Below are 20947 nucleotides of genomic sequence, written 5' to 3'. Positions count from 1 at the left end.
GACGGCCAGGCTACCCACCGCCCGCCACGCGCGTAAGGACGGGCTTGCCGCGCACCACCACGCCGGAACGGCACTCTTCGTTATGCTGAGCGTCACGGGCAGGTCGACCGCAGGGGGTGAGGCGATGAGTGCCGAGCCGGTGTACGAAGGGTTCCGCCCGCCGCCCGGCGGCTTCACCGCCGATGATCTCGACCGGATACCCGGCCTTCCCCCGCACACCGAGCTCATCGACGGGAGCCTCGTCTTCGTGAGCCCGCAGAAGCTCTTCCACATGAAGGTGCTCCGGCTGCTGGAGCAGGCGCTGGCCCTCGCCGCGCCGACGGACCGGTTCCGGGTCCGCCGGGAGATGTCGGTGGTGCTCGGCCCGCAGCAGCGCCCCGAGCCGGATCTGATCGTGGTGCACGCCGACGCCGACGTCGACAACGACCAGACGTGGTATCCGGCGGACGCGGTGGTGCTCGCGGTGGAGGTGGTCTCGCCCGACTCCGTGCTGCGCGACCGGGAACGCAAGCCGCAGATCTACGCGCAGGCCGGCATCCCGCACTTCTGGCGGGTCGAGGACACCTCCGGGCAACCCACCGTCTACGTCCACGCCCTGGCGGCGTCGTCCCGCGCCTACCGGCCGACCGGCATCTTCCACGGCCGACTGAAGCTCTCCGAGCCCTTCGAGCTGGACATCGACCTCACCGGGATCGACCGGCTCTGACGTCTGACCGTTCCGGCGTCGTCGAACAGGGCCGTTCCGGCGGGGTCGAGCCTGCCCGGCGGGTCAGCCGCCCGGGGCCAGGCCGAGGGCGCCGATCGCGGCGGGCAGGGTGGCCGCGGTGACGAGCGGGCGTACGCCGTCGGGTTCGCGGAGCACGATCGCGCAGGTGGCGGATTTGTAGTGGACGGCCACGGGCTGGCCGGCGTGGTGTCGGGCGAGTCGGCGCAGCAGCGGCACCGGGTCGGCCGCCTCGATCGGGTTCGGGCACTGTGGCACCGGGATCGGATCGGCCGGGTCGGCGGGGACGCTGCCGGCGATGGCGAGTTCGAGATAGTCGAGACAGAGGGCGATGGCCGCCTCCGGAGTGGGCCGGGTCGGCGGGTCGGCCGGGGTGACCGGCACACTGGCGGGACCGATGTGCACGTCCCAGCGTTCGCCCTGCACGAGCCGGAGGTCTCCGGTGTTGCGGACGTGGTCGACCACGGTGACGGTGAGCGCCAGGTGCAGTCCGAGGGCGAGCCGGACCAGGTCGGCCAGGGACGGCACGTCGGGGCGGCGGGCCAGCACGAAGAGCCGGGCGCCGGGCCGACCCCGGGCGGCTGCGGTCAGGTGCTCGGTCAGCGGGTCGTCCCCGGGCCGGTGCAGGGTGACGGTGCCGTGCCGCAGATCGGCGTCGAGATCGCCGCCGCCGTCGAGCTCGGTGAGGTCGTCGGGGCGTACCCCGAAGGTGGCCGCCCACACCGCCAGCCGGAACCGCCCGGGGAGCTGGTGCAGCGGCTTGCCGCCGGAATGGGCGGCGACGTGCGGGGCGGTCACCTGGCGTCCGGTCCGCCAGCTCCGCTCCCCGCCGGCTGGCACGGTGCCCGGGGCGATGTGCCAGACGAGCTCGGCGGTCTGCCAGCTTGTCGGGTCGGCCTGCCAGGTGAGGTGGACGACCCGACCGGTCAGGTCGGTGATCGTGACGGTAACGGCCTGGTGCAGTCGGCGGCTGCCCCGGCAGGTGGGGCAGCGCAGCACCGACGGGCTGCGGCCGGTGCCGGCGCAGGCCGGGCAGTCGGGTTCGGCGACCCCGGTGCAGAGTCGGCAGTGGCAGCGCCGCAGGTTGCTGTCCGGGTCGCAGTCGGGGCATTCGGCGTACGGGAGCGGCTCGCCCTGCCACGACGGGGCCGGCGGCTGCCAGCCGCGCCGCAGCAGCACCGTGCGCCGATTGTGGATCTGCCCGGTCGACGATTCGGTGAGATTGTCGGTGGTGTCGGCGACCCGCAGGCTGGTGTGGTGCCACCGGCCGTCGCGCCAGATCGCCTGGGCGCCGGCGGTCGGTGCACCGGTCCGCACGTCGACGCAGTCGGCGAGAATCCGGCGTTCGAGCTGGTCGAGGTCGATGCTGGCGGGGCCGGCCGGTGGCAGGTCGGGGCAGCTCAACCGGTACGCCGGGACGGTGCGCCCGCGTTCCTCCAGCCCGTAGAGGGCGTCCCGCTCGCTGGTGCCGGTGATCGCGCTCGGCAGGTCGTCGGCGTGGCCGTGCGCCTCGGCCGGGACAGGGCTGTCGGGCACCTCGTAGCGCAGGTGCCAGCTCGGTCCGGTGCCGCTGCGGTCCCGGCGGGCCTCGATCACCAGGTCGAGGCAGAGCAGGTCGGCGAGGCGGCAGAGCCGGGCCAGCTCGGCGGCCGGGTCTCGGGGAGGCTCGTGTGTCGTCCGGCCGAGGTAGAGCCGCCACGGGTCGTAGGACTTCGCGGCGATCGCCTCCGCCTCCAGCAGATTCCGGTCCGCCGGGGGCAGGTCCGGGCGCCAGCGCGGCGGCAGCAGGAGCACCGGCTCCTCCAGCGGGCCGAGCTGGCGTGCGTCGGTCCAGGAGTTGGCTCCGACGCGGGCCGCCAGCTCGTGCAGCAGTGGGGCGAGCGGCAGACACCAGGTCGCGTCGGCGTGGTCCGGCCAGCGCTGCGGTTCCACCACTCCGGGTACGACGTTCACCGAGGCGAGGGTGCCGGTGTCAAGATTCGCCATGGTGAGGACGAGCTGGGCGCGGCGGCGGCCGGTCTGCCGGCAGGAGTGACACGGCCGGCCGACGGTGCCGACCCCGTCGCATTGGAGGCAGTCGTGGTAGGGCTCGCCGGGCGTTCGGTCCTCCTCGCTGACCAGCAGTTTGTTCCCGTAGTAGGTGCAGCGGCACGGGGCGAGGGTGAAACTCATGCCGTCGCACTCGCGGCAGGGCAGCACCGGCGGCCCGGCCGGGACCGGCCCGGTCACCGCGCCGGCCCCGACGTCCTCCGGGCTGCCGGGTCGGTTCCGGCTGCCTCCAGATCGTCGGGAGTCGCGACGGGCGCGCACGGGGTCTCATGTTCGGCGCGCAGGGCGCAGCGCCGGCCGCCGCCGAGCAGCCGGTCGCAGAAGAGCCGGGACTGCACGATCTGGTCGTCCTCGGCCGAGACGGTCGCCTCGGCCACGTCGACCTGCGGCAACCGGGCCAGGGTCCGGGCCGCCGTCCGGGCGAGGATGCGGGCGGTCGCCGGGGTCGGCGCGGTAAAGGGCACGTGTACGACGTACCGCTCGGTCATCAGCGCCCCGCCAGTTCGTGCGCGGTCGGTGCCGGGCGGGACTGCCAGCGCCGCAGGGCGTCCTTGATCCGGGCGTTCTGCTTCCGGACGCTCGCCAATTCGATGTACGCCCGGGCCAGGTCACCGGCGACCTGGTCGAGGAACTGGGCGACCTCGTCCGGGTCGACTCCGCGCCGGCCGAAGCCGACCGGGGTGAACCGGCGGGTCCGCACCTGCGACGGCATCAGCCGCCGGTACGGCATCGACCGGTACGCCGGCCTGAGCTGTTGCAGCGGCTGCCGGTCTCTCCGGAACACCAACCAGAGCAGAAAACCCACCACCTTCACCAACCTTTCCGACGTCGGAGCAGGACATGGATGGGTGACCCCGGCCCAACCGGAGGTGCGCCGACCAGGCATGGGGCACTTCGACTCGAAGCTCAGCTTGCCGTTGGGCCTGCCCTGAGTCAAGTCCCTCAGGCAGGTTGTCTGTGATCAACCTGCCGATGGTCAAGGACCGCGATACCTACCGTCGTGAGCGTGGCTAAACTCCGACTCATGGGCACACACGAGATTCGCGTGCGTTTGGGCGGGATTTCGAAGCAGCGCGTCTATGAGTTGACACAGCGTCGGACGTTCCCTGAGCCGGTGGCCGAGTTGCGGCAGGGACGAGTGTGGCTGGCCGAGGACGTCGAGCGCTGGATCGCAGAACACCGTCCGGAGCTGGACGAGTAACGCGGAGCCCGCCGACACCGACATGCCGAGCAGAAGGCGAGGTAGTTCGGTGCCGGTCAGGCGACTGATGGAGCGCTGCGAGGTGGGCGAGACCGTGATCCGGTTCGCCATGATCCAGCTCAAGGCCGAGCGCCTCGTCTACGGCCAGCAGGACGAGGCGCCCACCTGGGCCAAGAGCCCGGATCCGAGCTGACGCACCTGCGCATCGCCGAGACCAGGTAACCACCGGCACCTTGAACGCGCACCACCTGGGCAGGTTCTTTCCGCACCATCGACCGCAAGAACATCGACTGCTGGTGCGAGCCGCCGCGCTCAGCGCGGCAGAAGAGCGCACTGATCTTGATTGCATAGACTCCGGTGGGTCTTGGCAGCCGAGGTTCACGGACCCCAGTGCGTGGTTGACGAGCGAGATAAACCAGGCCAATCGGGCACTTCGCGATCTTGGGGTGAGTAACGCATAATGGTCCGGTGACCGGTTCAGTTCTCAGATCAAACGACTCGAGCTTGTTGCTGATGGTCATCGATCGAGCCATCGAAGCGAGAAAGCCGGACAAAAAGGTTGTGGAGCGCTACGCTCTTCTTTCGAAGAGCAAATTGGGTCTTGCTTTGCGGGGCACTTTGCCTGCTGTCGATACAGTCGTAGCGAGACTGATGTATGCCCGCCGGGACGTTGAGAGGTGGGATGCATACAGCGACGAGGCTTTTATTCGACGTCTACTCTTGTCGACCATCGACGCGTTCTTGGCCTTCGGTGATGATCGCACACTCGGGCGACCACAAAGGGCTGTTGCCGTAGCAGCGAGTGAGACCTTTAGCAGGATCATAAAAATACCGCCAGCATATCGACGACGGCTTGTCCTTGCCCAATCACAGCAAGAAGGAGCACGCTCTGCCGCCTGGGCCGACGCCATCGGCTCTAGCGAGGAACAGGTCGCCGAGGCGTGTTCGGCGGTCCGCGCTGCACTTTACCCCTCGCCAATCATGCAACTGGCGAGCCTGAAAGGGCCAGATGCGGATACCATCGAACCGACGGCCGCATTGCTATTGCGCGGAGCCGAGACAGTCCAAAGATCAGACCTTTCTGCGTCAGTCGGCCGGGCGCCTGCTTCGTCGTACGACATGTCTCAAGGGAAAGCGAAGATTACTAGCGTCGCTGTGTCAAACCTGCGGGGAATTGGTGTTTCGCTTGAGTTGGGCTTGCTGCGCAATGGTCGCCCGGCTAGTGCCCTCATCTACGGCGATAATGGTGTGGGGAAGTCATCGCTTGTAGATGCAATTGAGTTTGCTCTGCAAGGACGCGTCGGCCGCACCCAAGACTTCAACTCCCCATTCGCGCCCGTTCTCAACAATCTAAAGACCGGGGAGAGCGCGACAGCGAAGGTCGTTCTGTCTGACGGCACTGAAGTCTCGCGAAGTTTGGCGAAATCGCCGAGTGGGCGTCTGGTGGCAGATGGTCGACCACCAACGGCCGGATTTCGTTGGGCTCCTCTTACGCTCAAGCGTTCAGACCTGCTTCGGTTCCTCGACACTGATCCCCTATCTCGCGGAACTGTCTTCTTCGACTACTTTCCCGCAGATGCCGAGGCGATGGGAACCAGGCCAGACGAGCAACTCGTACTTCTCGAGGAGGAGCTTTTTGCCCTGCGGGTGCGTCGGCAAGCTCAGGCACGGACGCTAGCGGCGACACTCGGGGTTCCGCACGACCTAGTCGCCTCGCCGGATCAACTTGAGAAGACGCTTCGCGAACGTCTATTTTCCGGAGCAACCCCGAAGGAGGCCGTGAATAACGGCACATGGGACGCACTCGACGAAGATCTGCGTCGAATGATCGCCTCGCTTCGGAGTACATTCGCAGAGTATCGATCGACAAAAAACAAGATCGAACGCGGTGTTCAGATCCTAAATCCGAAAGCCTATGAAGCGCAGGCTAAGCAGCTTGCGGAAGTAATGCGGGAAATTGGGGCGGAAGTCACAGCAAGCTTCCAGAAGGTTGCCAAAGCAGATTACGTCAAGGCAATCAAGGTATTTGCTGGTGAAACGGGGCCAGTAAGTCTCGACGTCGTGGTTGAGCTTAAGAACGGCGAGTCGGCATTTCCTCAACAGATATTCAGCGAAGGTTATCGCGACCTCCTCGCTCTGCTATTCTTTGTTGCGGTCGCGCAGGCATCGACGCGACGGAGGCAAGCTAAGGTCCTGGTACTCGACGATGTCTTCCAAAGTGTTGACGCAGGGGTTCGGCTCGGTCTAATGGCGCACATTCTTAGCGAAATGCCGGATTGGCAGTTAATCATTACGCTTCATGATCGCTTGTGGTACGAGCAGTTGCGCGCGTTGATGCAAAGGCGCGGAAGCAACTTCGTCGAACATCGCTTAATCAACTGGACCTTCGACTCGGGTCCAGTATTCTCGGCGGCGATGCCATCTATTGTCGCAGGGCTTGACGCAGCATTGCTTTCGACTGACGCCGCCCTTACTTGCGCAGCGGCAGGAAGGCTGCTTGAGACTATCGCCTCAGAGGAGAGCTGGAGATTTCGTATCAGCGTCAAACGAGCGAGGGATGACAAGTACACTCTCAATGATCTCTGGCCGGGCCTAGCGAAGTACCTAAAACGATCATCCCTGCGTGACCTGGTGCGCGAGATTGATGATGCAGCTGACCTCAGGAACCTAGTTGGGGCGCATTACAACGATTTCGGCGATTCACTATCTTGGGAAGAGGCAAGACGATTCGGAGAAAACGTGAGGTCTCTCTTCAGAGGTCTGCGTTGTGACACTTGCGGCGACTGGTTATTTGGGAAGTCCGATACCATCGCTACTTGCAGTTGCGGGAACATTTTGTTGCAGTTAAGGGAAGTTTAGTGCGGGCTCGTGCACTTGTTCGTGCACTCTCATCGGCACGACCGCACGCTGGGCGCTGCCGTCCTTGGTCACGTTTTGAGACGCCCGGTTGGCGGCAGATGCGTAGGCCGGTATGGCAGGGTTGCCAATCTCAGCATCGTCGCTTCAGCAAGCGGACTGACCTTCTCCGTCACATGAACGGCACAGATCTCGTGGAGACAGCGTTGCGCGAAGAAGTCGTTGATCCGACAGTGCCAAGCCGCCCATGGGGTGGCGATCGACGAAGAGATGGTCGAAAATGAGCGGATCTGCTGTGCCGTTGCTGTAGATCCTCACGAAGCTCTCGAAACTGCCGCCAAGATTGGACACTATGGGAGATGTATTCCTGCTTGGTGCGGGATTTTCTCGTGCAGTGAGCGAAGAAATGCCACTAACGTCCGACCTCGGTGCAAACAGAGCTCTCAGCGCGTCCGTTCGGAGGCTAAAAATACAGCATATTGGCGATGTGGAGTCGATACTGACATTGCTTTCTGAGCCACAGCCCTGGCTCTCCGAAGCGGAGAACCTTCGGAACCGCGCTGACTTCATAGCTTTTTCGCGAACTTTGCACATAACAATCAGATCGGCACAAGTGAAAGCCATCCAAAAGGGAGGTGGAAGCCCGCCTCGGTGGCTTTCATCTCTGATGATGAAGTGGTGTGCGGACCAGACATCCGTCATAACGTTCAACTATGATACTCTGCTAGAGAAGGCATTCACAGACACACTCAAGAGTGAAGCCCAAGGCATCGACAAACGCGATCTACCTTGGCTCCATTCTGCTATCTACGCGGTACCACTCCCGAAGATCGCGTCCCCCTCACCCATGCGCCGTAAGCTAGTCGGAGCAACCACGGCTATGCCGTCGGCATTTCCCCGCGTCCAATCGCCCACGCTTATCAAGCTCCACGGATCCTTGAACTGGTATTACTCTGGCTCAGAATCGTTCTTTGGTGAAGCGATACACGATATCGGGGTTAGAGCATTCTGGAAAAGCTCGGCCCGAGACAGGAAGAATGCCGAGATGGAGAGGTACTCGTCCGGCAAAGTGTCACTCCTAATACCGCCCACGGCGGGCAAGTCACCGTTCTTTCAGAACGAAACCGTCCGAGCTCAATGGGCCCTAGCGCAGCAAGCCCTGCGAAAGGCGGAGCGCATCTACATCGTCGGATACTCGCTGCCACCGGGCGACCACATGGTCCGCCACCTGCTGAGCTATACGGTTAAGCCGTTCAGACAGGAGGTGGTCGTTGTGAATCCAGATAATAGTGTATGCAAGGAAGTCCAATCACTTACGGGCGGTTCTCCGGAATATTATTCCTTGGTTTCAGATTTCGTCACGAGCTACACCTAGCCGGCCGTGATATCGCGAACTGTTCCTCGCCGCTGGCTTCAAGCGAGGCACTCCCATCGGCATGAGCGGAAGTCGGTCACGGCACCCGCGACCGACTTCTGGCGGTACGGCCGGTGGGCCGGCTCGCACCGGACGGTTCCCCGCCGGTCGATCAGCAGTGCATCGTCGGTGGCATGGACCCGGGTTCGACGTAATTCGGTGACCTGGAGAGTCGAATCTTGGTTCTGACCTGGGCGGACATGGGTGGGGCCGCCTGGAGGGCGTTTCTCTAGGCGGTGGCGTTTCGGCTGGTCAGCGGGGTGTGGGCTGAAGGTCGAGGACCTGCTTGGGGTGGGGGATGCCGAGCTTGGCGAGCAGGTCTCGCTGGGGCTTGGTCAGGCTGGTGACCTGCTGGAATGTGCCGGTGGGACCGGTGAACGTTCCGACGTGGAGGCGTTGGAGCTCACGGCGGGCCCGGGGCCAGGTCGTGCCGGACCGGGTCTCGATGATGCGGATGAGCAGGAGGGCGAGCCAGCACAGGACGACGTGGGCGCGGATGCGTTCTTCGAGCCGGTGGTAGACCGGCCGGAGGTCGATGATCTGTTTCATGTCGCGCCAGCCGCGTTCGACTTCCAGGAGTTGCTTGTAGCCTAGGGCGATGTCCTCGGCGCTCAGGTGGGGGTCCGAGCAGCGGAGGAGGTACTTGCCGTCGAGGTTCTCCTCCGCCTTGATCCTGGCCTGGTCGACACGGAGCTTGCCGGCGGGGGTGGCGCGGAGGTAGCGGTTCAGTCCGGGCTTGCCGGCGATCTTCCCGCGCACCTCGCCGCGCTTGAATTCGCTGAGCTTGTCCGTGTCGGCGATCAACTCTTGCAGGTGGGCGACGAGTTGCTCTCGCATGTGCTTGTCGCGTTCGGCGGCTTCGGGGTTGTGGCAGATCACGAACCGGTCGGTGTCGCTGATCCGCACTTCCTTGACGCGCATGTTCTCGGCGATCTCGGTGTAGCGGCCCTGCCGGGACAGGGCGGCTTTGACCTCGGGTGATTCGGAGCGGAGCTTCTCGCCGATGATGTAGGCGTGGTCGCCCTGCCGCAGGTAGCGGCGGTTGGCGGCGGAGGAGAAGCCGCGGTCGGTCACCCACACGATCTTCGAGAGGGTCCAGTCCCGCATCTCGTCCTTGACCTGCCGGATCACCGTCTGGTCGGAGGCGTTGCCCGGCCAGCACCAGCAGCGCACCGGGATGCCGTCGCGGGTGACGGCCATGCCGATGACGATCTGCGGCAGGTCGTCGCGGGAGTCCTTGGACTTGCCGTAGGCGCGGAACCCGCCGTGGTTCGCATCGCCGTTCGCCTCGCTGTGGTGAAGCGGGCGGCCGGCGTCGTCGCGGGCGACGGGATCGTCGGGCTCGGCCAGCTCGAAGTAGGTGCTGGTGGTGTCGAAGAACAGCAGGTCCACTTCGAGGTTCAGCAGGGTGGCGACGGAGTCGAAGACCTGCTTCTCCAGGTCATCGGTGACCTCGTGCAGCCAGTCCATCGCCCGGTAGCAGGGCTGTTCGCCGATCTCGGTCAGTCCGTCGATGTGCGCGTCGTTGGTGATCCAGTCGGCGGCGGCGAGCTTGGACGACGGAGCGAGGGCCCGGTTCGCGACCAGGGCGAACAGCACCCGCTCGGTGGTGGCCATGTCCCGAGGCCGGCCGCGCTTGGGCTGCCCGACCCGGGCCACGATCTGGTCGATCTTCAGTCTGCGCCACAGGTGGTCGAGCACGTAGGTGCCGCCGAACGGCACCGAGGAGACGAACTCCAGGTCGGATGCGGCGGTGGCCACGAGCGCGTCACCAGGCTCCAGCAGCTTCGATAGAGACGCGACCAGGCGCTTGACCGCGTCGCGGTCGAGCTGATCCTCACGGCCGAAGGTGAACAGCACCTTGGGCACCGCCCGGCCCTTGGTCGGGTCCCACTCGTTGTGGGCCAGGTGCAGGTACCGGACCGTGCCGGACTTGTTCTCCCGCTTCGTCGTCTTCACGTACACGGCTCTAGAGCATACGAGATACCTCCAGGCCAGAACAGGTCAACCCAGAGAATCGCGTCTCTAGTGACTTCCGGCTCTCTCTGCCTCACGCGGCCCACTGACCAGCGCGTTCCGCCCCGCAGGACCTCCAGGCCCGCCGAATTACGTCGAACCCGGGATGGACGTGACCGAACCTTAAGTCACAAGTCAAAGCCGCTTTCCGTACCTCACATCGCTGCTACGCATTCGACAGTCCTCGCAGCAAGCCGAGGATGGAACGGTCGGAGCCGAGTTCGGATAGTTCAGTGTCGAGGAAGTCCGTGTAGAACTGTGCCGGGGAGCCGGGGTAACCGGGCTGCTCGACAGCGTGCCACTGGTGCAGCCACGGCTCCAGCTCCATCAGGCCAGCAAGCAGCGGCAACAGCCGCTCTTCGGGCCAGAGTTCCTGCGCCTTCCGATCCAGGTAGACCATGGCCAACGCCTGCGCCTGGGCCAGGTGGTCCCAGCCGGCCCAGCCGAGCAGTTCGCTGCCGTCGGTGTCCCGGCTCGCTCCGGGGTACGAGATGAACCGCTCCTTCGGCACGTCGAGCTTGCCCCGTGCCTTCCAGTACGACGCCCGCACGAAGTCGGCCGATGCGTACTTCGGCGGTACGTCGATCTCGACCTTCTCCCCCGTGTCCTCCCGGCGCTGCAACGCCCAGGTCCGCTCCCACTGCGCACGCTTCCGCAGCCCGGACGGCTTGTACCGCTGCGCCGGCAGATACGGCACATGCTCGTCGGCAACCAGCGTGCCAATGGTCTTCGACAGGTTGTAGTCATCGTGCCCGATCCACAGGTCAAGCACCGACCGGAAGTCCTTGTCGTGCCGTACTCGGTCGGCGAGCTGCGCCACCGACAACGGTTCCGGCGTCCCGCCCCACAGCTCCGGCGCTTCCAGCCGGTCCAGCAGCCAGTCCCGTAGCGCCTCGCGTTGCAGGTCTTCCCACGGCTTGGAGGACCATCGGCGCTTGCACTCCGGCCGTTCGATCAGTCCGATGTGCTGGTTCGAACGAATTGCCTCGATCCGCCGCTCCACCAGCCTCTGGTACTCCACCGGCCACTCATTGTGCGGCTTGTCCCGCCGCTGCGACCCGTGCCGGGTAAACCACTCCGTCTGGACGTTGTCGATCGCCATCACCATCTCGAACGCCCGCTCCCCCAGGTTCAGCCCAGGCGGATCGTCGCAGTTCAGATCCTCGGTCAGCAGCCCGTAGAGCCGGTAGACCTCCCAGTCCAACTCCTCTTGGACCGCAATCATCCGCGCCCGGACTGCGTTGTACTCCTCCCGCGCCTCCGCCAACCGCTCCCGCGTCGGCACCCCCGAACCAGCAATCGCCGCCGGGGTCAAGCTCACCAACCGCTGCGCCAGCGAGTCAAGTTCCCTCGCCCTCTCCAACGGGTACGCCCCCGGCAATGGAAACTCCTGAAGCTTCGTTCCCGTGAACTCGTACCTCTCATACCAAGGCTCCGGGCTCCAGCGGTTGCCACCACCACTGGAGTTGGCCGTTCCGCCTTTCGGCTGGCTGACCTGCTTAAGCCAAAAGCACGCAGTTGAGCTATTCAGCACACCGAGAAGTCGGAGGTGGTCGTCCTCTACTGCCCCCTCTGGCAACTTAATCACGAGCGCAGACTGCTTAAATATCTTTCCGCCACGATCCAACACAAATTGATTATGAGTGGCGACAAACGCGAAAACAATCGACAGCGGCGAACGATACGCAGACGCAGTGTGTTGCATGTATTCCCACCAGCGAAGGCCGGCGTCGGCCATATTTCCTTGAAAGGTTCGTCGCTCTTGTAAGAAATGGCGCCACTGCCACAGCTCGTCAACGAGACCGCGCTCACCAACCTGCTCGTCGTATGGATACCAGATGTCCTCGGTTGGCGCCAGTTGCCAGTCTCGTACCACTTCACCAACGACCAATGTTTTCAGTGCAGCCCGATCAGCTTTAGTTCGCAGACGTCTACCGGCAGGACGCACGAATGCTTCATCCGCCCCCGCCCGGATCGCCCGCCCGACTGGAAGCTCGACCAGTTGCGCCAGTCGAGGTCCAATGGCCTCAATTTCCTCACGAAGGCCCACCGCTCCACCGCCGGAGAGGCTCCACGGATGGCTCGCCAGCTTCTCTCTCTGGATCTCCAACGCTGTCATCCACGGCGACTCAGAACCCGGTCGGTCTACTTGATCTAGAATAGCCCGCCAAACAAACCCCTTACCGGGCTCATCCGGCTGCGATGTCTCGCCCCGCCCACCAAGTAAAGCTCGCACAGTTGCAGCTCGCCGACGCTGATTCATCCGTCCAACCAAAATCACCGTCGGCGTTCCGTGGCCGGGAATAAATGCTCCGGATGCGTCAATTACCTCAATCAACTCGACCACGTTGGCAAAATAGTTCTCGACTAACCTCTTACCAAATTCACGCTTCATGAAGCCGTTGCCAGTTATTTGGCCGACATAGCCGGATGCATCACCGAAGTCATCGGAATGCCGAGCAAGCTCAAAAAAGCGCTTAGCGAACGGAACAGTTAAGGCGTACTGACGATGACAGACGCTCGGATAAAGATCGCGGTAGAGCTGGTTTCGAGCACTATCAGCAACCGTGATGTACGGCGGATTGCCGACCACCACCGTGTACTGGTTCGGCTTCAGGTAGTCCTTGAGTAGGTCGGCGTCCTCGCTGTCGTACGCGAAAATCTCCCGCCCTTCCAGCATGGCGAGCATGTCGCCCTGGATACCCCGGCCCGGCTCTCCCCAAGGCAGCAGTGAGTCTCCGGTCGCTACCCGGACCGGCCAGCTCGGCGTGGTCTCCAGCTCGAAGTGCTGGGCTTCCTTCATCGCGGCGATCAGCAGCCGGAATCGGGCGATCGCGACCGCGAACGGGTTGATGTCGACCCCGGTGACCTGGCCGAGCGCCCGTTCGATAAGCACCCGGATGTCGGTGTTCGGCTCCCGCTCCTTCCACCTGCGGATCAGCCGGTCGAACGCGCCGAGCAGGAAGTGCCCTGAGCCGCAGGTCGGGTCGATCACCTTCGTCTCGGCGAGCCCGAACTCCTTGACCGCCGGCTCGAAGGTCCGGTCGAGGATGAACTCCTCGACGAAGTCCGGCGTCTGCAACAGGGCGTACGTCTTCTTCGCGTGCGCCGAGAGGTCCTGGTAGAGGTCGCCGAGGAACCGGGTGTCCAGCTCGGGCCGGCGCAGCGAGACCCGGCCGGCGCCGCGCCGGAAGAAGTCGCTCAGCCCTTCGGCGGCCTCGCCGGAGATGTCGAACCGCCACACCTGGTTGTGCTTGTCGAAGAGCTTGCCGGTGGCGCGCAGCCCGGCCAGGTATTCGAACGCTTCCCGCAGCCAGTCGCGGTCGTTCTTCCGCGAGTTCTCGACCAGGTACGCCTGCCGTCGCTCGATCGCCCGCTCGGCCGGCGCGGCCGGGTCGTCGCCGCCGATCCACAGCCGCTCGCCCAGCTCCGGGTCCTTGCTGAACAGGTCGTTGTCCTCGCAGAAGCGCACGAAAACGCAGCCGAGCACCCAGGCGACCGCCGCCTGGTCGAGGATGTCCTCCAGCCACGTCTCGAAGGTGCCCGCGGTCCGCTGGGCGTCCTTCGCCTTCCCGTGCTCCGCACGCAGCTCCGCGCGCAGCTCAGGTGCCCCCGCCACCTGCTTGCGCAGGTCGTCCACGAGGTTCCGTACCTGTCCTTGCAGCGCCCGCAGCTCGATCACGGCCAGATCCTACGCGTCAACGGGTGGCCCAAAGTTCCGCCGTTCCGGCGTCATGCACCCCGCGCAGGACGCCTCCGGCGCTCCGGCGGGTTGAGTTGCCGCAGCCAGTACGCCGGAGATGCCGTGCTGCTACCAAAATCGGGCCCAGAGTCCGAAGGGACCGGTGGTGGCGTCGACAACTGTGGTTTCGGAAGTCGGAGACAGCCGCTGACGACGTCGATCATCGTCGGGGTGGGCTCCTCGGTGGGGAAGTTGAGGAGGAGCGGGAAGCCCTCTTCGCTCACCTGAGGACTCCACGTCCGACACACCGCCTGACAGTACGAGTCGAACTCGAACCAGCCGAGGGCTGCAGCAGGGGGCTTGAGCTTGCCGTCGAGCCACAACAGTCGTTGCCCCGGCTCCAGCCGCTCCCTGCCGATGATGAACCCGTTCGCCGCGTCCTCCGACCGATCGAGGTACGGGACAGGATCCGTGTCTCCTCCCGGATCACCGGTGCCGAAACCCGCGACATGTTCCGGTGAGTCGGTTGCCATCAACTCCAGCAGGTCACCGTCGGAGTGCGCCTGCCAGAAGTCGAGTGGCGGTTCGACCTTCCCCGACCGGCGGTACGGCAACACGGCAAAGAACTGGCCCGCACGCAGGGTGAGCGCGACCCGATCCCCGTCCCGGAGCATCACGGGTCTCTCCGTGTCCCATGCCTCGATGCCGGCCACCTCGATGCAAGCCTGCCGAACGGCGGCCATCGCCACCTCTGGCTCGGTCTCGAAAAACTCTCGGTCGGCGCGGAGCCGGTGCGGCGCCAGCAGTTGATGCGCCCTACGCTCCACCGCCGCCGGCTTCGAGGTGACCGCGCGGTGCTCGACCGCGAAGCTTAGCGGCACGCCGGTCGACCTGAGCCGCTTGGCCCTGTCCTCGGGCAGGTGCCTGGACCTCCCCACCTTCACCATGCCCGGCATCGCCGGGTTGCTCAGGACATAGACAAACCCCACCGTGTACGCCATCCGCCGGATGCTACCGGGCATCGCCAAGCCACGATGTTCAGTTTCGAGGAGCCCCGTTGCCAGGAATTGTCGACCGTTGTGGAGGAGACGTCGAAATCTGGGGAGAACTGTGGTGGTGGCGGGGCTGTGTTCCGGCGCCCGGGGTAACACAATGCGTACATGACCAATCACGACAGGTCGGTGCCTGATCACCTGCTGATCAAGATCGAGCAGCGGGACGACCCCGTCTCGATGATCTCGGAGGACGACGCCCGGCGTCGCTCGCTCGCCTACCCCAAGACCATGTGGGGTGCCCCGGTCTTCGGCCTCGCCGAAGAACTGGATGCCGGCCGGTGGCGGATCATCCGGCTCGATGCCGAGGAGCCGCAGTACGCCCGGGACAGCCTCGCCCACCACCTCCGCAAGCGACACAGCGAGACACCGGACACCCCCGAGAACGCGACCGAGCGGGCCGAGTGCGAGACCGCGTACGAACTGCTCGACTGGGAGCCCGTCAACGACCTCACCGTCGACGGCCGCCGATACCGGATCATCCGCGCCCAGCCGTTCATCCGGATGGGACCGGACGGGCCGGAGCCACCCCGACCCACCGACCCCGACCCGTACCCGCCGGGCCAGGCGGAGAATGCTCCGTCCCAGATGGAGGGGTTCGTCATCGACCCGACCGCCGGCACCGGGCTCACCGACGGCATTGCAAGGATGGAGATGCTCTCCGCCTTCCACCGCGCGGGGACCGTCCCCGGGGAGGTCCGCGCCGACTCCTACCGGGCCATGGACACCCACCCCAACGTGGTGCTGCTCCCGGTCGGTTTCACCATCGGCGGGTACGTCGACGGCAGTTGGCGACCCAAGTCGTTCGACGCCTACCCGACCCCACAGGCTGCCCGGGACGCCGGCTCCTACTCCATGGTGCACCCCCGGATGGACGGGACCACCTCGATCGAGGAGTTCATGGCGGCGTGCGAGCGCGCCCGCGCGGCACACCAGCCGCCGCGTACCGACGACTTCGAGCTGAACGGCGTGCGGTGCCGGGTCACCCGGGTCGAAACCTTCGTCCGGGTCGGCCCCGACGGGCCGGAAGGGCCGCGTCCCACCGACCACGACTCCCAACCACCGCCGGGCCGACACGTCGCCGACCTCCGCGCCCAGGGCCTGATGCCCGACCCCGACTGACCGACGACGGGTGGGCGTACGGCCCGGTACGCCGCTTGACGTTCGTCATGGGCCGCATGCCCACCCGGTCCGCCGGTGCGGTCGACGTACTAACCGCAGTGGATCGGGCCCCACCGCTCCTCGGAGAGGTTCCGGTAGACCACGTACACCAGGATGCAGCGGCCGGCGGTCCCGGTGATCTGCGCCGGACCGGCGTAGTACTGGAAGTTGCCGTAGTCGCGGTCGAAGACCAACGGCTCACACGGGTAGCCCGGGTTGCCGGTGGCACAGCGGCCGACAAAGACCTCCAGGTGTTCGGCCCGGTCGCGGTTGAGGTTCTTCTGCGCCCAGACGCAGTTCGTCCCGCCGTTGGCGCTGGAGTAGGAGACGAAGACCGAGATCGCCCCGCCGTAGGCGTCCCGGTGCGGCGACAACTCCGTACCGGAACAGGTCGCCCGGGGGCTCAGTTTGACGTGCGCGGACGCTGGCGAACCGGTCACCAGTAGGGACGCCGCCACCAGCACCGTCGCCAGGAACGCGCCGACCAGGGCCCGCCGCCGTGACAGGTACGTCGTCAGAGCCATGAGATTCCTTCCCATCAGGAGCACTTTGCCCACAAAGTACCTGCCTTGCGGTCCGTATGCTCATTCGGCCGATACTCCGTGCCCGCACCTGCGCCACGACCTTGTCGCACACCCCTATCCTGAAGGACGCTCAGCGTAATCGAAGCGGTGAGTTGAGTAGTCGAACTACCGGCGGACGCGGTCCGTCGGCCCGCCGCGAACGGCTGTCAACCGGGAGACGGGTGCACATGGGATCCATTGCCGACACCTACGACGCCATGCGCGCGGTCGGACGCTCACCGGACCGGTCGGTGACCCTGACCCTGACCGGCCCGGGTCAGGTCGAGGTCGAGCTTGACCCGGATGTGCGGTTCACCCACACCGAGGCCCAACTCGCCCGTCAGATCGCCGGCGCGGCCCGGATCGCGATCGCCGCGTTCCAGCAGGAGCAGGCCCGCGCCATCGCCCAGGCCGTCGAGGAAGCACGGGCGGCGTGACGACCGCCCGCCGCAGCCTGCCGTACCCCCTGCTGGCCCTGCTGCTCGCCGTTCTCTCGCTGCCCGGCTGCTCGCTCGGACCACCCGACCCGAAGCCGGTCCCGCGCGACCGACCACTGCCGAGCTGCGACGCTCTCGTACCGGCGTTGATCTCCCTCGGCATGGGCAGGCTCGACCCTCAGCCGTCGCCGTCGAGCGACCTGACGCCGGCACAGCGCGCCTGCTCGTTCGAACCGTCCGAGCGGCCCGCCCCGCCGGCCATCCTGAGCGCCACGGTGAGTGTGGCTCTGCCGCGCATCGACCCCGACAGGGGCGTGACGGTGAAACGGTGGGGTGAGATGTGGGTCGACAAGCCCTGCGAGGGCCTCCAACGTCCCGTTTCCTCGATAGCCAAGGCCACGTTCTGCTACACGGCTGTCAGCGCGGACAGCGGATCCGCCGGCCTGGTAGGTCTTCCTGACGACATCGGGATCGAGGTGCGCGTGCACTGGTGGGATCCCGAGGCCGACCAGACCACCCTACGCGCGGACGCCGAGCAGAAGGCCGAGGCTCTGGCCACACACCTGATCGCGCTGCTGTGAGGACTTAATCATGGAAACCCAGTACGACCGCTTCCGTGCCGAACTCGACAGCAGTCCGGTACACGGCCGCTCCGCCCTGGGTTACGTCGAGGTGCGCCGCGACGCCAAGGGCGAGATCAGCGTGTCGATCGAGCCCGGCGCCTTCCGGGAACTGACCCACCGGCAACTCACCGACGAGGTGCACGGTGCCTTGGCCACCGCGCTCGCCGACTATGCCCGGACCTCGGAACGACTCTTCCAGCGTTGGGGCGACAACCTGTGAGCACAATCAGCGTCGAGACCGCCGCCCTGGTCCGGCATGCCAGCGGACGCCTCGGCGACGCGATGGCCTGTGAGGCCATCGGGCGCTACGTCCGGCACGTCGGTGCGATCCCCGACGTCGCCTGGGGCCCGATGGAGTGGGTCCAGAAGTGGAGGACCGAGTGGGCCGAAGCCTGCGACGACCGTGTCCGGGAGGCCGCTCTGGCCAGCGAGCGGTTCGATGACGTCGGCCAGACCCTCTATCAGGTGGCTGCCAACTACGCCGACGCCGACATCAGGGTCGCCGCGGACCTCTCCGCTCTGACCGGTGGGCCGCTGATGCCCTTCGTAGAGGCGGTGGGCATCCCGCCCGGCGCCGTTGCCCGGCCCGGTGGCGACCTGAAGATCCCCGATCGCCACGCCGGCGTCTCCATTCCGGCCATCCCCGACGACACTCCGGTCAACCACGACCTGAACATCCTGCTGCGGGACGGCGCGATCAACGAGCAGGACCTCTATCCGGCAGGGGCCGACCTCTCGAAGACCCCGGAGGCCCTACGGCGGGCCGAACTCATGACCGAGGGCCGCCGCAAACTCTGGGAGTTCATCACCGAGTGGTACGGCGAGCTACAGACCGCTGAAAAAATTGTCCGGCAGTGGGGTCTGGCTCCGGCCGAATCCAGCACCGTCTTCATCGACGAGGCCAGCGCCGCCTGGCCCGGCATCATCGCCAACCGCGCCAACCTGCTGCGACTCGGAGCGAACGCCTACCGGACCCTTCGCGAGAACATGGCCAACCAGGTCAAGGACCTTCAGCAGTACTGGGCCTCGCCCGGTGCGGCCAGCGCCTACGTGATCTACGCCAGCAGTCTGGGCCGGCACTACGAGGCGCTCGCCGACAATCTTCAGTGGCTCGGCGACGAGGGGGTGAAGGCGTCCAAGACGCTCGACGATCTGCAGCTGGAGTTCGCCAACCTCGGATTCGCCCACATCGCCACCATCTCGGCCCAGCTCCAGGCCTACAACGAGGTGGCGGGCAGCCTCAGCAAAGACGTCGGCACTCCCCTCAACGCCCTGGCCAATGCGGTGAACGCGTTGACCAGGTCGCTCATCACCAGTTGGGAGGCGGCTGCCGCGAAAGCGGCGGCCACAGTGCCGATAACCGAGAAGGTGATCAACCGAGCGCCCGAGTTCAACAACCACAACCACGCACTCGCGCTGCCGCCCTCCAGCCCGTCGAACGAGTGGCGGGGTGACGGCTGGAAGCCCGGCACCCGCATCCCGAGGCCGTGAGCCGCCGCTGACCGGCCGCGCTATTCGGTGTCCTCGTCGGCGATGCCGACCAGGCCGTCGGTCAGGGTCACCCCGACATCGGCGGCGAACGCGCGCAGCCGCTCGGCCAGCACCTCCGTCCGGTCGTCCACGAAGAGTTTTCCGCCCTGGCCGCCCTCCCGCAGCCGGTGCCATGACCTCGTCGGGATGCCGTGGCTGGCCAGCAACTCGCCGACCAGCGGCTCCCGCAGCTCCTTCAACGCGGTCAGCACCGTCATGTTCGGCGGGGTGGGCAGGATCAGCCGGTTCGCCGGCCGCTTGTCGCCCGCCACCACCGGGCGGAACACCTGACTGCCGCCCGAGGCGATCTGCTTGACCAGGTCGACTGGCTGTCCGAGGGCATCCAGCCGGTCCGGCAGCTCGTTCAGCTCCCAGATGACGAACGCCCTGGTCCGGGCACTGTTGAAATTGAACTCCTCCGGCATCGGCTGCACCCCGGCCAGGTCCAGGCTCAGCGGGGCGTCATCGCGGGCGAACGCCGCGATCTCCTGCAACGCCCGGCGCAGCGTGGTGGAGGTGGCGCCGGCGAACGAGCCGGCCCACGAGGTCACCCAGAACCACCGCCACAGCATCCGCCGCTGCCGCACCGTCGGCTCCGGGCACCACCGGAAGAACCAGGCCAGCAACGTGAGCTGGTGCGCGTACGGCAGAAGTTTCGCCAGCGGCAGCCCGACCTCGCCGCGCAGGAACCCGACCGCGGCCTCGGTCGCCGCCTCCGCCTGTGGCACCGCCCGGTGCAGTTTGTCCTGGAGCGAGTGCGCGACCGCCTCCCAGCGCGGGGACATGATGTCCGGCTCCCCGCCGACCGCGAGCACCAGCCGGAAGACCGCCATCCGGGGGATCTCGCCGAACCCGGTCGACGCGATCCGGGCCACGATGTCGTCGATCCGGCTGGCCAGCGTCGGCTGCCCGCGCCGGTGGGTCAACGCCGAGACCATCTGGTCGGCGTCCATCCGGGTCCCGGTCCGGTTCAGCCGGGTGTAGACCTCGACCGCCTGCTGGAGGCTGGCGCCCTGGAGCCGGATCACGGTCAGCTTGTAGCCCTTGAGCCGCTGGGCGACCGCCTCCGCCTCACGCAGCATCGGCAGCAGCCGTTCCGGCTGCCGGGCCAGCCGGAGTTCGAGGTCGCGGGAGAAGTGCAGGAAGTCGATGGTGTTGCCGACCGCCCGCAGCGGCAGGAAGGTCTCGGGTGTCGCACCGGCCGAAGTCTGGTAACGGTAGGCGTTCCGGTCCGTCTCCGTAGGCCCCCGCAGGTCCCGGTAGACCCACCACTTCGCGTCCCGGGGATCCTTCGGCCCGAAGAGTTCACCCGGCCGGCGCAGCACCCCGAAGAGGGTGGAGATCCGCTGGTGGCCGTCGAGCACATATGAGACCTGCCCGCCCGAGCCGTGCGGGATCGCGATGCCGCCGATCCGCTCCAGCGCGGGCACCGGCTCGTCCGTCTGCCAGAGCAGCAGGCTGCCGATCGGATAGCCGCGCTCGATGCTGTCGAAGAGGTCGAGCATCTGCTCCGGGCGCCACACGAACGGCCGCTGGAACTCCGGCACCCGGACCAGGCCCCGCTGGACCTGGTCCAGCAGGTCGTCCATCAGCATGATGGTCGGGTCGGGCCGGATGTCGCCCCGGTGCGAGAGCATGC

General features: G+C 66.1%; 18 protein-coding genes. 10 read left to right on the top strand and 8 right to left on the bottom strand.

The window, feature by feature from the left end:
- The first annotated feature begins 124 nt into the window (after window positions 1-124).
- Window positions 125-706, top strand: coding sequence for a Uma2 family endonuclease (locus ACN27G_RS04585; RefSeq protein ID WP_421491528.1), 582 nt, complete (start codon window positions 125-127; stop codon window positions 704-706).
- A gap of 63 nt (window positions 707-769) precedes the next feature.
- On the opposite strand, the gene ACN27G_RS04580 is transcribed toward ACN27G_RS04585, so the two are convergent.
- From ACN27G_RS04580 to ACN27G_RS04570, 3 genes are read right to left on the bottom strand one after another with little or no spacing between them, the layout of a single operon-like run.
- Entirely contained in the window at window positions 770-2953 is a 2184-nt protein-coding gene (locus ACN27G_RS04580; RefSeq protein WP_421491527.1) for a hypothetical protein, read from the bottom strand.
- Entirely contained in the window at window positions 2950-3261 is a 312-nt protein-coding gene (locus ACN27G_RS04575) for a hypothetical protein (protein ID WP_421491526.1), read from the bottom strand. The genes ACN27G_RS04580 and ACN27G_RS04575 overlap by 4 nt, the downstream gene beginning before the upstream one ends.
- Window positions 3261-3581, bottom strand: coding sequence for a DivIVA domain-containing protein (locus ACN27G_RS04570; RefSeq protein WP_421491525.1), 321 nt, complete (start codon window positions 3579-3581; stop codon window positions 3261-3263). The genes ACN27G_RS04575 and ACN27G_RS04570 overlap by 1 nt, the downstream gene beginning before the upstream one ends.
- A 216-nt stretch (window positions 3582-3797) precedes the next feature.
- Between ACN27G_RS04570 and ACN27G_RS04565 the strand changes: the two genes are divergently transcribed.
- From ACN27G_RS04565 to ACN27G_RS04550, 4 genes are all read left to right on the top strand, one after another.
- Window positions 3798-3974, top strand: coding sequence for a helix-turn-helix transcriptional regulator (locus tag ACN27G_RS04565; protein WP_421491524.1), 177 nt, complete (start codon window positions 3798-3800; stop codon window positions 3972-3974).
- Window positions 3975-4023: 49 nt separating this feature from the next.
- Window positions 4024-4167, top strand: a complete 144-nt coding sequence (locus ACN27G_RS04560) for a hypothetical protein (RefSeq protein WP_421491523.1) — start codon at window positions 4024-4026, stop codon at window positions 4165-4167.
- 275 nt (window positions 4168-4442) lie between these two features.
- Window positions 4443-6833 carry an AAA family ATPase gene (locus ACN27G_RS04555; RefSeq protein WP_421491522.1) on the top strand — a complete coding sequence of 797 codons (2391 nt, stop codon included), beginning with the start codon at window positions 4443-4445 and terminating at the stop codon, window positions 6831-6833.
- A 391-nt stretch (window positions 6834-7224) separates the two neighbouring features.
- The gene (locus ACN27G_RS04550) at window positions 7225-8205 is read left to right on the top strand and encodes a hypothetical protein (RefSeq protein ID WP_421491521.1); all 981 of its coding nucleotides are present in this window, start codon (window positions 7225-7227) and stop codon (window positions 8203-8205) included.
- A 291-nt stretch (window positions 8206-8496) separates the two neighbouring features.
- Here ACN27G_RS04550 and ACN27G_RS04545 read toward each other — a convergent pair whose 3' ends face one another.
- The 3 genes from ACN27G_RS04545 to ACN27G_RS04535 form a co-directional block, all read right to left on the bottom strand.
- Entirely contained in the window at window positions 8497-10209 is a 1713-nt protein-coding gene (locus tag ACN27G_RS04545) for an IS1634 family transposase (RefSeq protein WP_421491520.1), read from the bottom strand.
- 217 nt (window positions 10210-10426) lie between these two features.
- Window positions 10427-13942 carry a BREX-2 system adenine-specific DNA-methyltransferase PglX gene (gene pglX / locus ACN27G_RS04540; protein ID WP_421491519.1) on the bottom strand — a complete coding sequence of 1172 codons (3516 nt, stop codon included), beginning with the start codon at window positions 13940-13942 and terminating at the stop codon, window positions 10427-10429.
- Window positions 13943-13992: 50 nt separating this feature from the next.
- On the bottom strand, window positions 13993-14943 hold the full coding sequence (locus ACN27G_RS04535) for a GIY-YIG nuclease family protein (RefSeq protein ID WP_421491518.1): 951 nt from the start codon (window positions 14941-14943) through the stop codon (window positions 13993-13995).
- Between the two features lie 159 nt (window positions 14944-15102).
- Here ACN27G_RS04535 and ACN27G_RS04530 point away from each other — a divergent pair, with 159 nt between their 5' ends.
- Window positions 15103-16116, top strand: a complete 1014-nt coding sequence (locus tag ACN27G_RS04530; protein ID WP_421491517.1) for a DUF5954 family protein — start codon at window positions 15103-15105, stop codon at window positions 16114-16116.
- 89 nt (window positions 16117-16205) lie between these two features.
- Here the strand turns inward: ACN27G_RS04530 and ACN27G_RS04525 are convergent, their stop codons facing one another.
- Complete coding sequence (locus tag ACN27G_RS04525) at window positions 16206-16679, bottom strand: hypothetical protein (RefSeq protein ID WP_421491516.1); 474 nt, start codon at window positions 16677-16679, stop codon at window positions 16206-16208.
- A gap of 227 nt (window positions 16680-16906) precedes the next feature.
- On the opposite strand from ACN27G_RS04525, the gene ACN27G_RS04520 reads away from it, so the two are divergent.
- Genes ACN27G_RS04520 through ACN27G_RS04505 form a run of 4 tightly spaced genes read left to right on the top strand, consistent with a single transcriptional unit; the run spans window position 16907 to window position 19269 of the window.
- A complete protein-coding gene (locus ACN27G_RS04520; protein ID WP_421491515.1) occupies window positions 16907-17155 on the top strand; it encodes a YbaB/EbfC family nucleoid-associated protein in 249 nt (82 codons plus the stop codon).
- Window positions 17152-17736, top strand: coding sequence for a hypothetical protein (locus ACN27G_RS04515; protein WP_421491514.1), 585 nt, complete (start codon window positions 17152-17154; stop codon window positions 17734-17736). The genes ACN27G_RS04520 and ACN27G_RS04515 overlap by 4 nt, the downstream gene beginning before the upstream one ends.
- A 10-nt stretch (window positions 17737-17746) precedes the next feature.
- The gene (locus tag ACN27G_RS04510; RefSeq protein ID WP_421491513.1) at window positions 17747-17998 is read left to right on the top strand and encodes a YbaB/EbfC family nucleoid-associated protein; all 252 of its coding nucleotides are present in this window, start codon (window positions 17747-17749) and stop codon (window positions 17996-17998) included.
- A complete protein-coding gene (locus ACN27G_RS04505) occupies window positions 17995-19269 on the top strand; it encodes a hypothetical protein (RefSeq protein WP_421491512.1) in 1275 nt (424 codons plus the stop codon). The genes ACN27G_RS04510 and ACN27G_RS04505 overlap by 4 nt, the downstream gene beginning before the upstream one ends.
- 20 nt (window positions 19270-19289) lie before the next feature.
- Here the strand turns inward: ACN27G_RS04505 and ACN27G_RS04500 are convergent, their stop codons facing one another.
- Window positions 19290-20945: a DUF262 domain-containing protein gene (locus ACN27G_RS04500; protein ID WP_421491511.1), complete on the bottom strand. Its 1656-nt coding sequence runs from the start codon at window positions 20943-20945 to the stop codon at window positions 19290-19292.
- Between the last annotated feature and the right edge of the window lie 2 nt (window positions 20946-20947).

Source organism: Plantactinospora sp. WMMB334 (genome assembly GCF_049179095.1).
Taxonomy (GTDB): Bacteria; Actinomycetota; Actinomycetes; order Mycobacteriales; family Micromonosporaceae; genus Plantactinospora.
Note: the sequence above shows the minus strand (reverse complement) of the source record. Positions and strands in the feature narration are given on the sequence as shown.

Coding starts and splice junctions, on each gene's coding strand:
- ACN27G_RS04585 (WP_421491528.1), top strand. CDS start 125: ATGAGTGCCGAGCCGGTGTACGAAGGGTTCCGCCCGCCGCCCGGCGGC.
- ACN27G_RS04575 (WP_421491526.1), bottom strand. CDS start 3,261: ATGACCGAGCGGTACGTCGTACACGTGCCCTTTACCGCGCCGACCCCG.
- ACN27G_RS04565 (WP_421491524.1), top strand. CDS start 3,798: ATGGGCACACACGAGATTCGCGTGCGTTTGGGCGGGATTTCGAAGCAG.
- ACN27G_RS04535 (WP_421491518.1), bottom strand. CDS start 14,943: ATGGCGTACACGGTGGGGTTTGTCTATGTCCTGAGCAACCCGGCGATG.
- ACN27G_RS04530 (WP_421491517.1), top strand. CDS start 15,103: ATGACCAATCACGACAGGTCGGTGCCTGATCACCTGCTGATCAAGATC.
- ACN27G_RS04525 (WP_421491516.1), bottom strand. CDS start 16,679: ATGGCTCTGACGACGTACCTGTCACGGCGGCGGGCCCTGGTCGGCGCG.
- ACN27G_RS04520 (WP_421491515.1), top strand. CDS start 16,907: ATGGGATCCATTGCCGACACCTACGACGCCATGCGCGCGGTCGGACGC.
- ACN27G_RS04510 (WP_421491513.1), top strand. CDS start 17,747: ATGGAAACCCAGTACGACCGCTTCCGTGCCGAACTCGACAGCAGTCCG.
- ACN27G_RS04500 (WP_421491511.1), bottom strand. CDS start 20,945: ATGCTCTCGCACCGGGGCGACATCCGGCCCGACCCGACCATCATGCTG.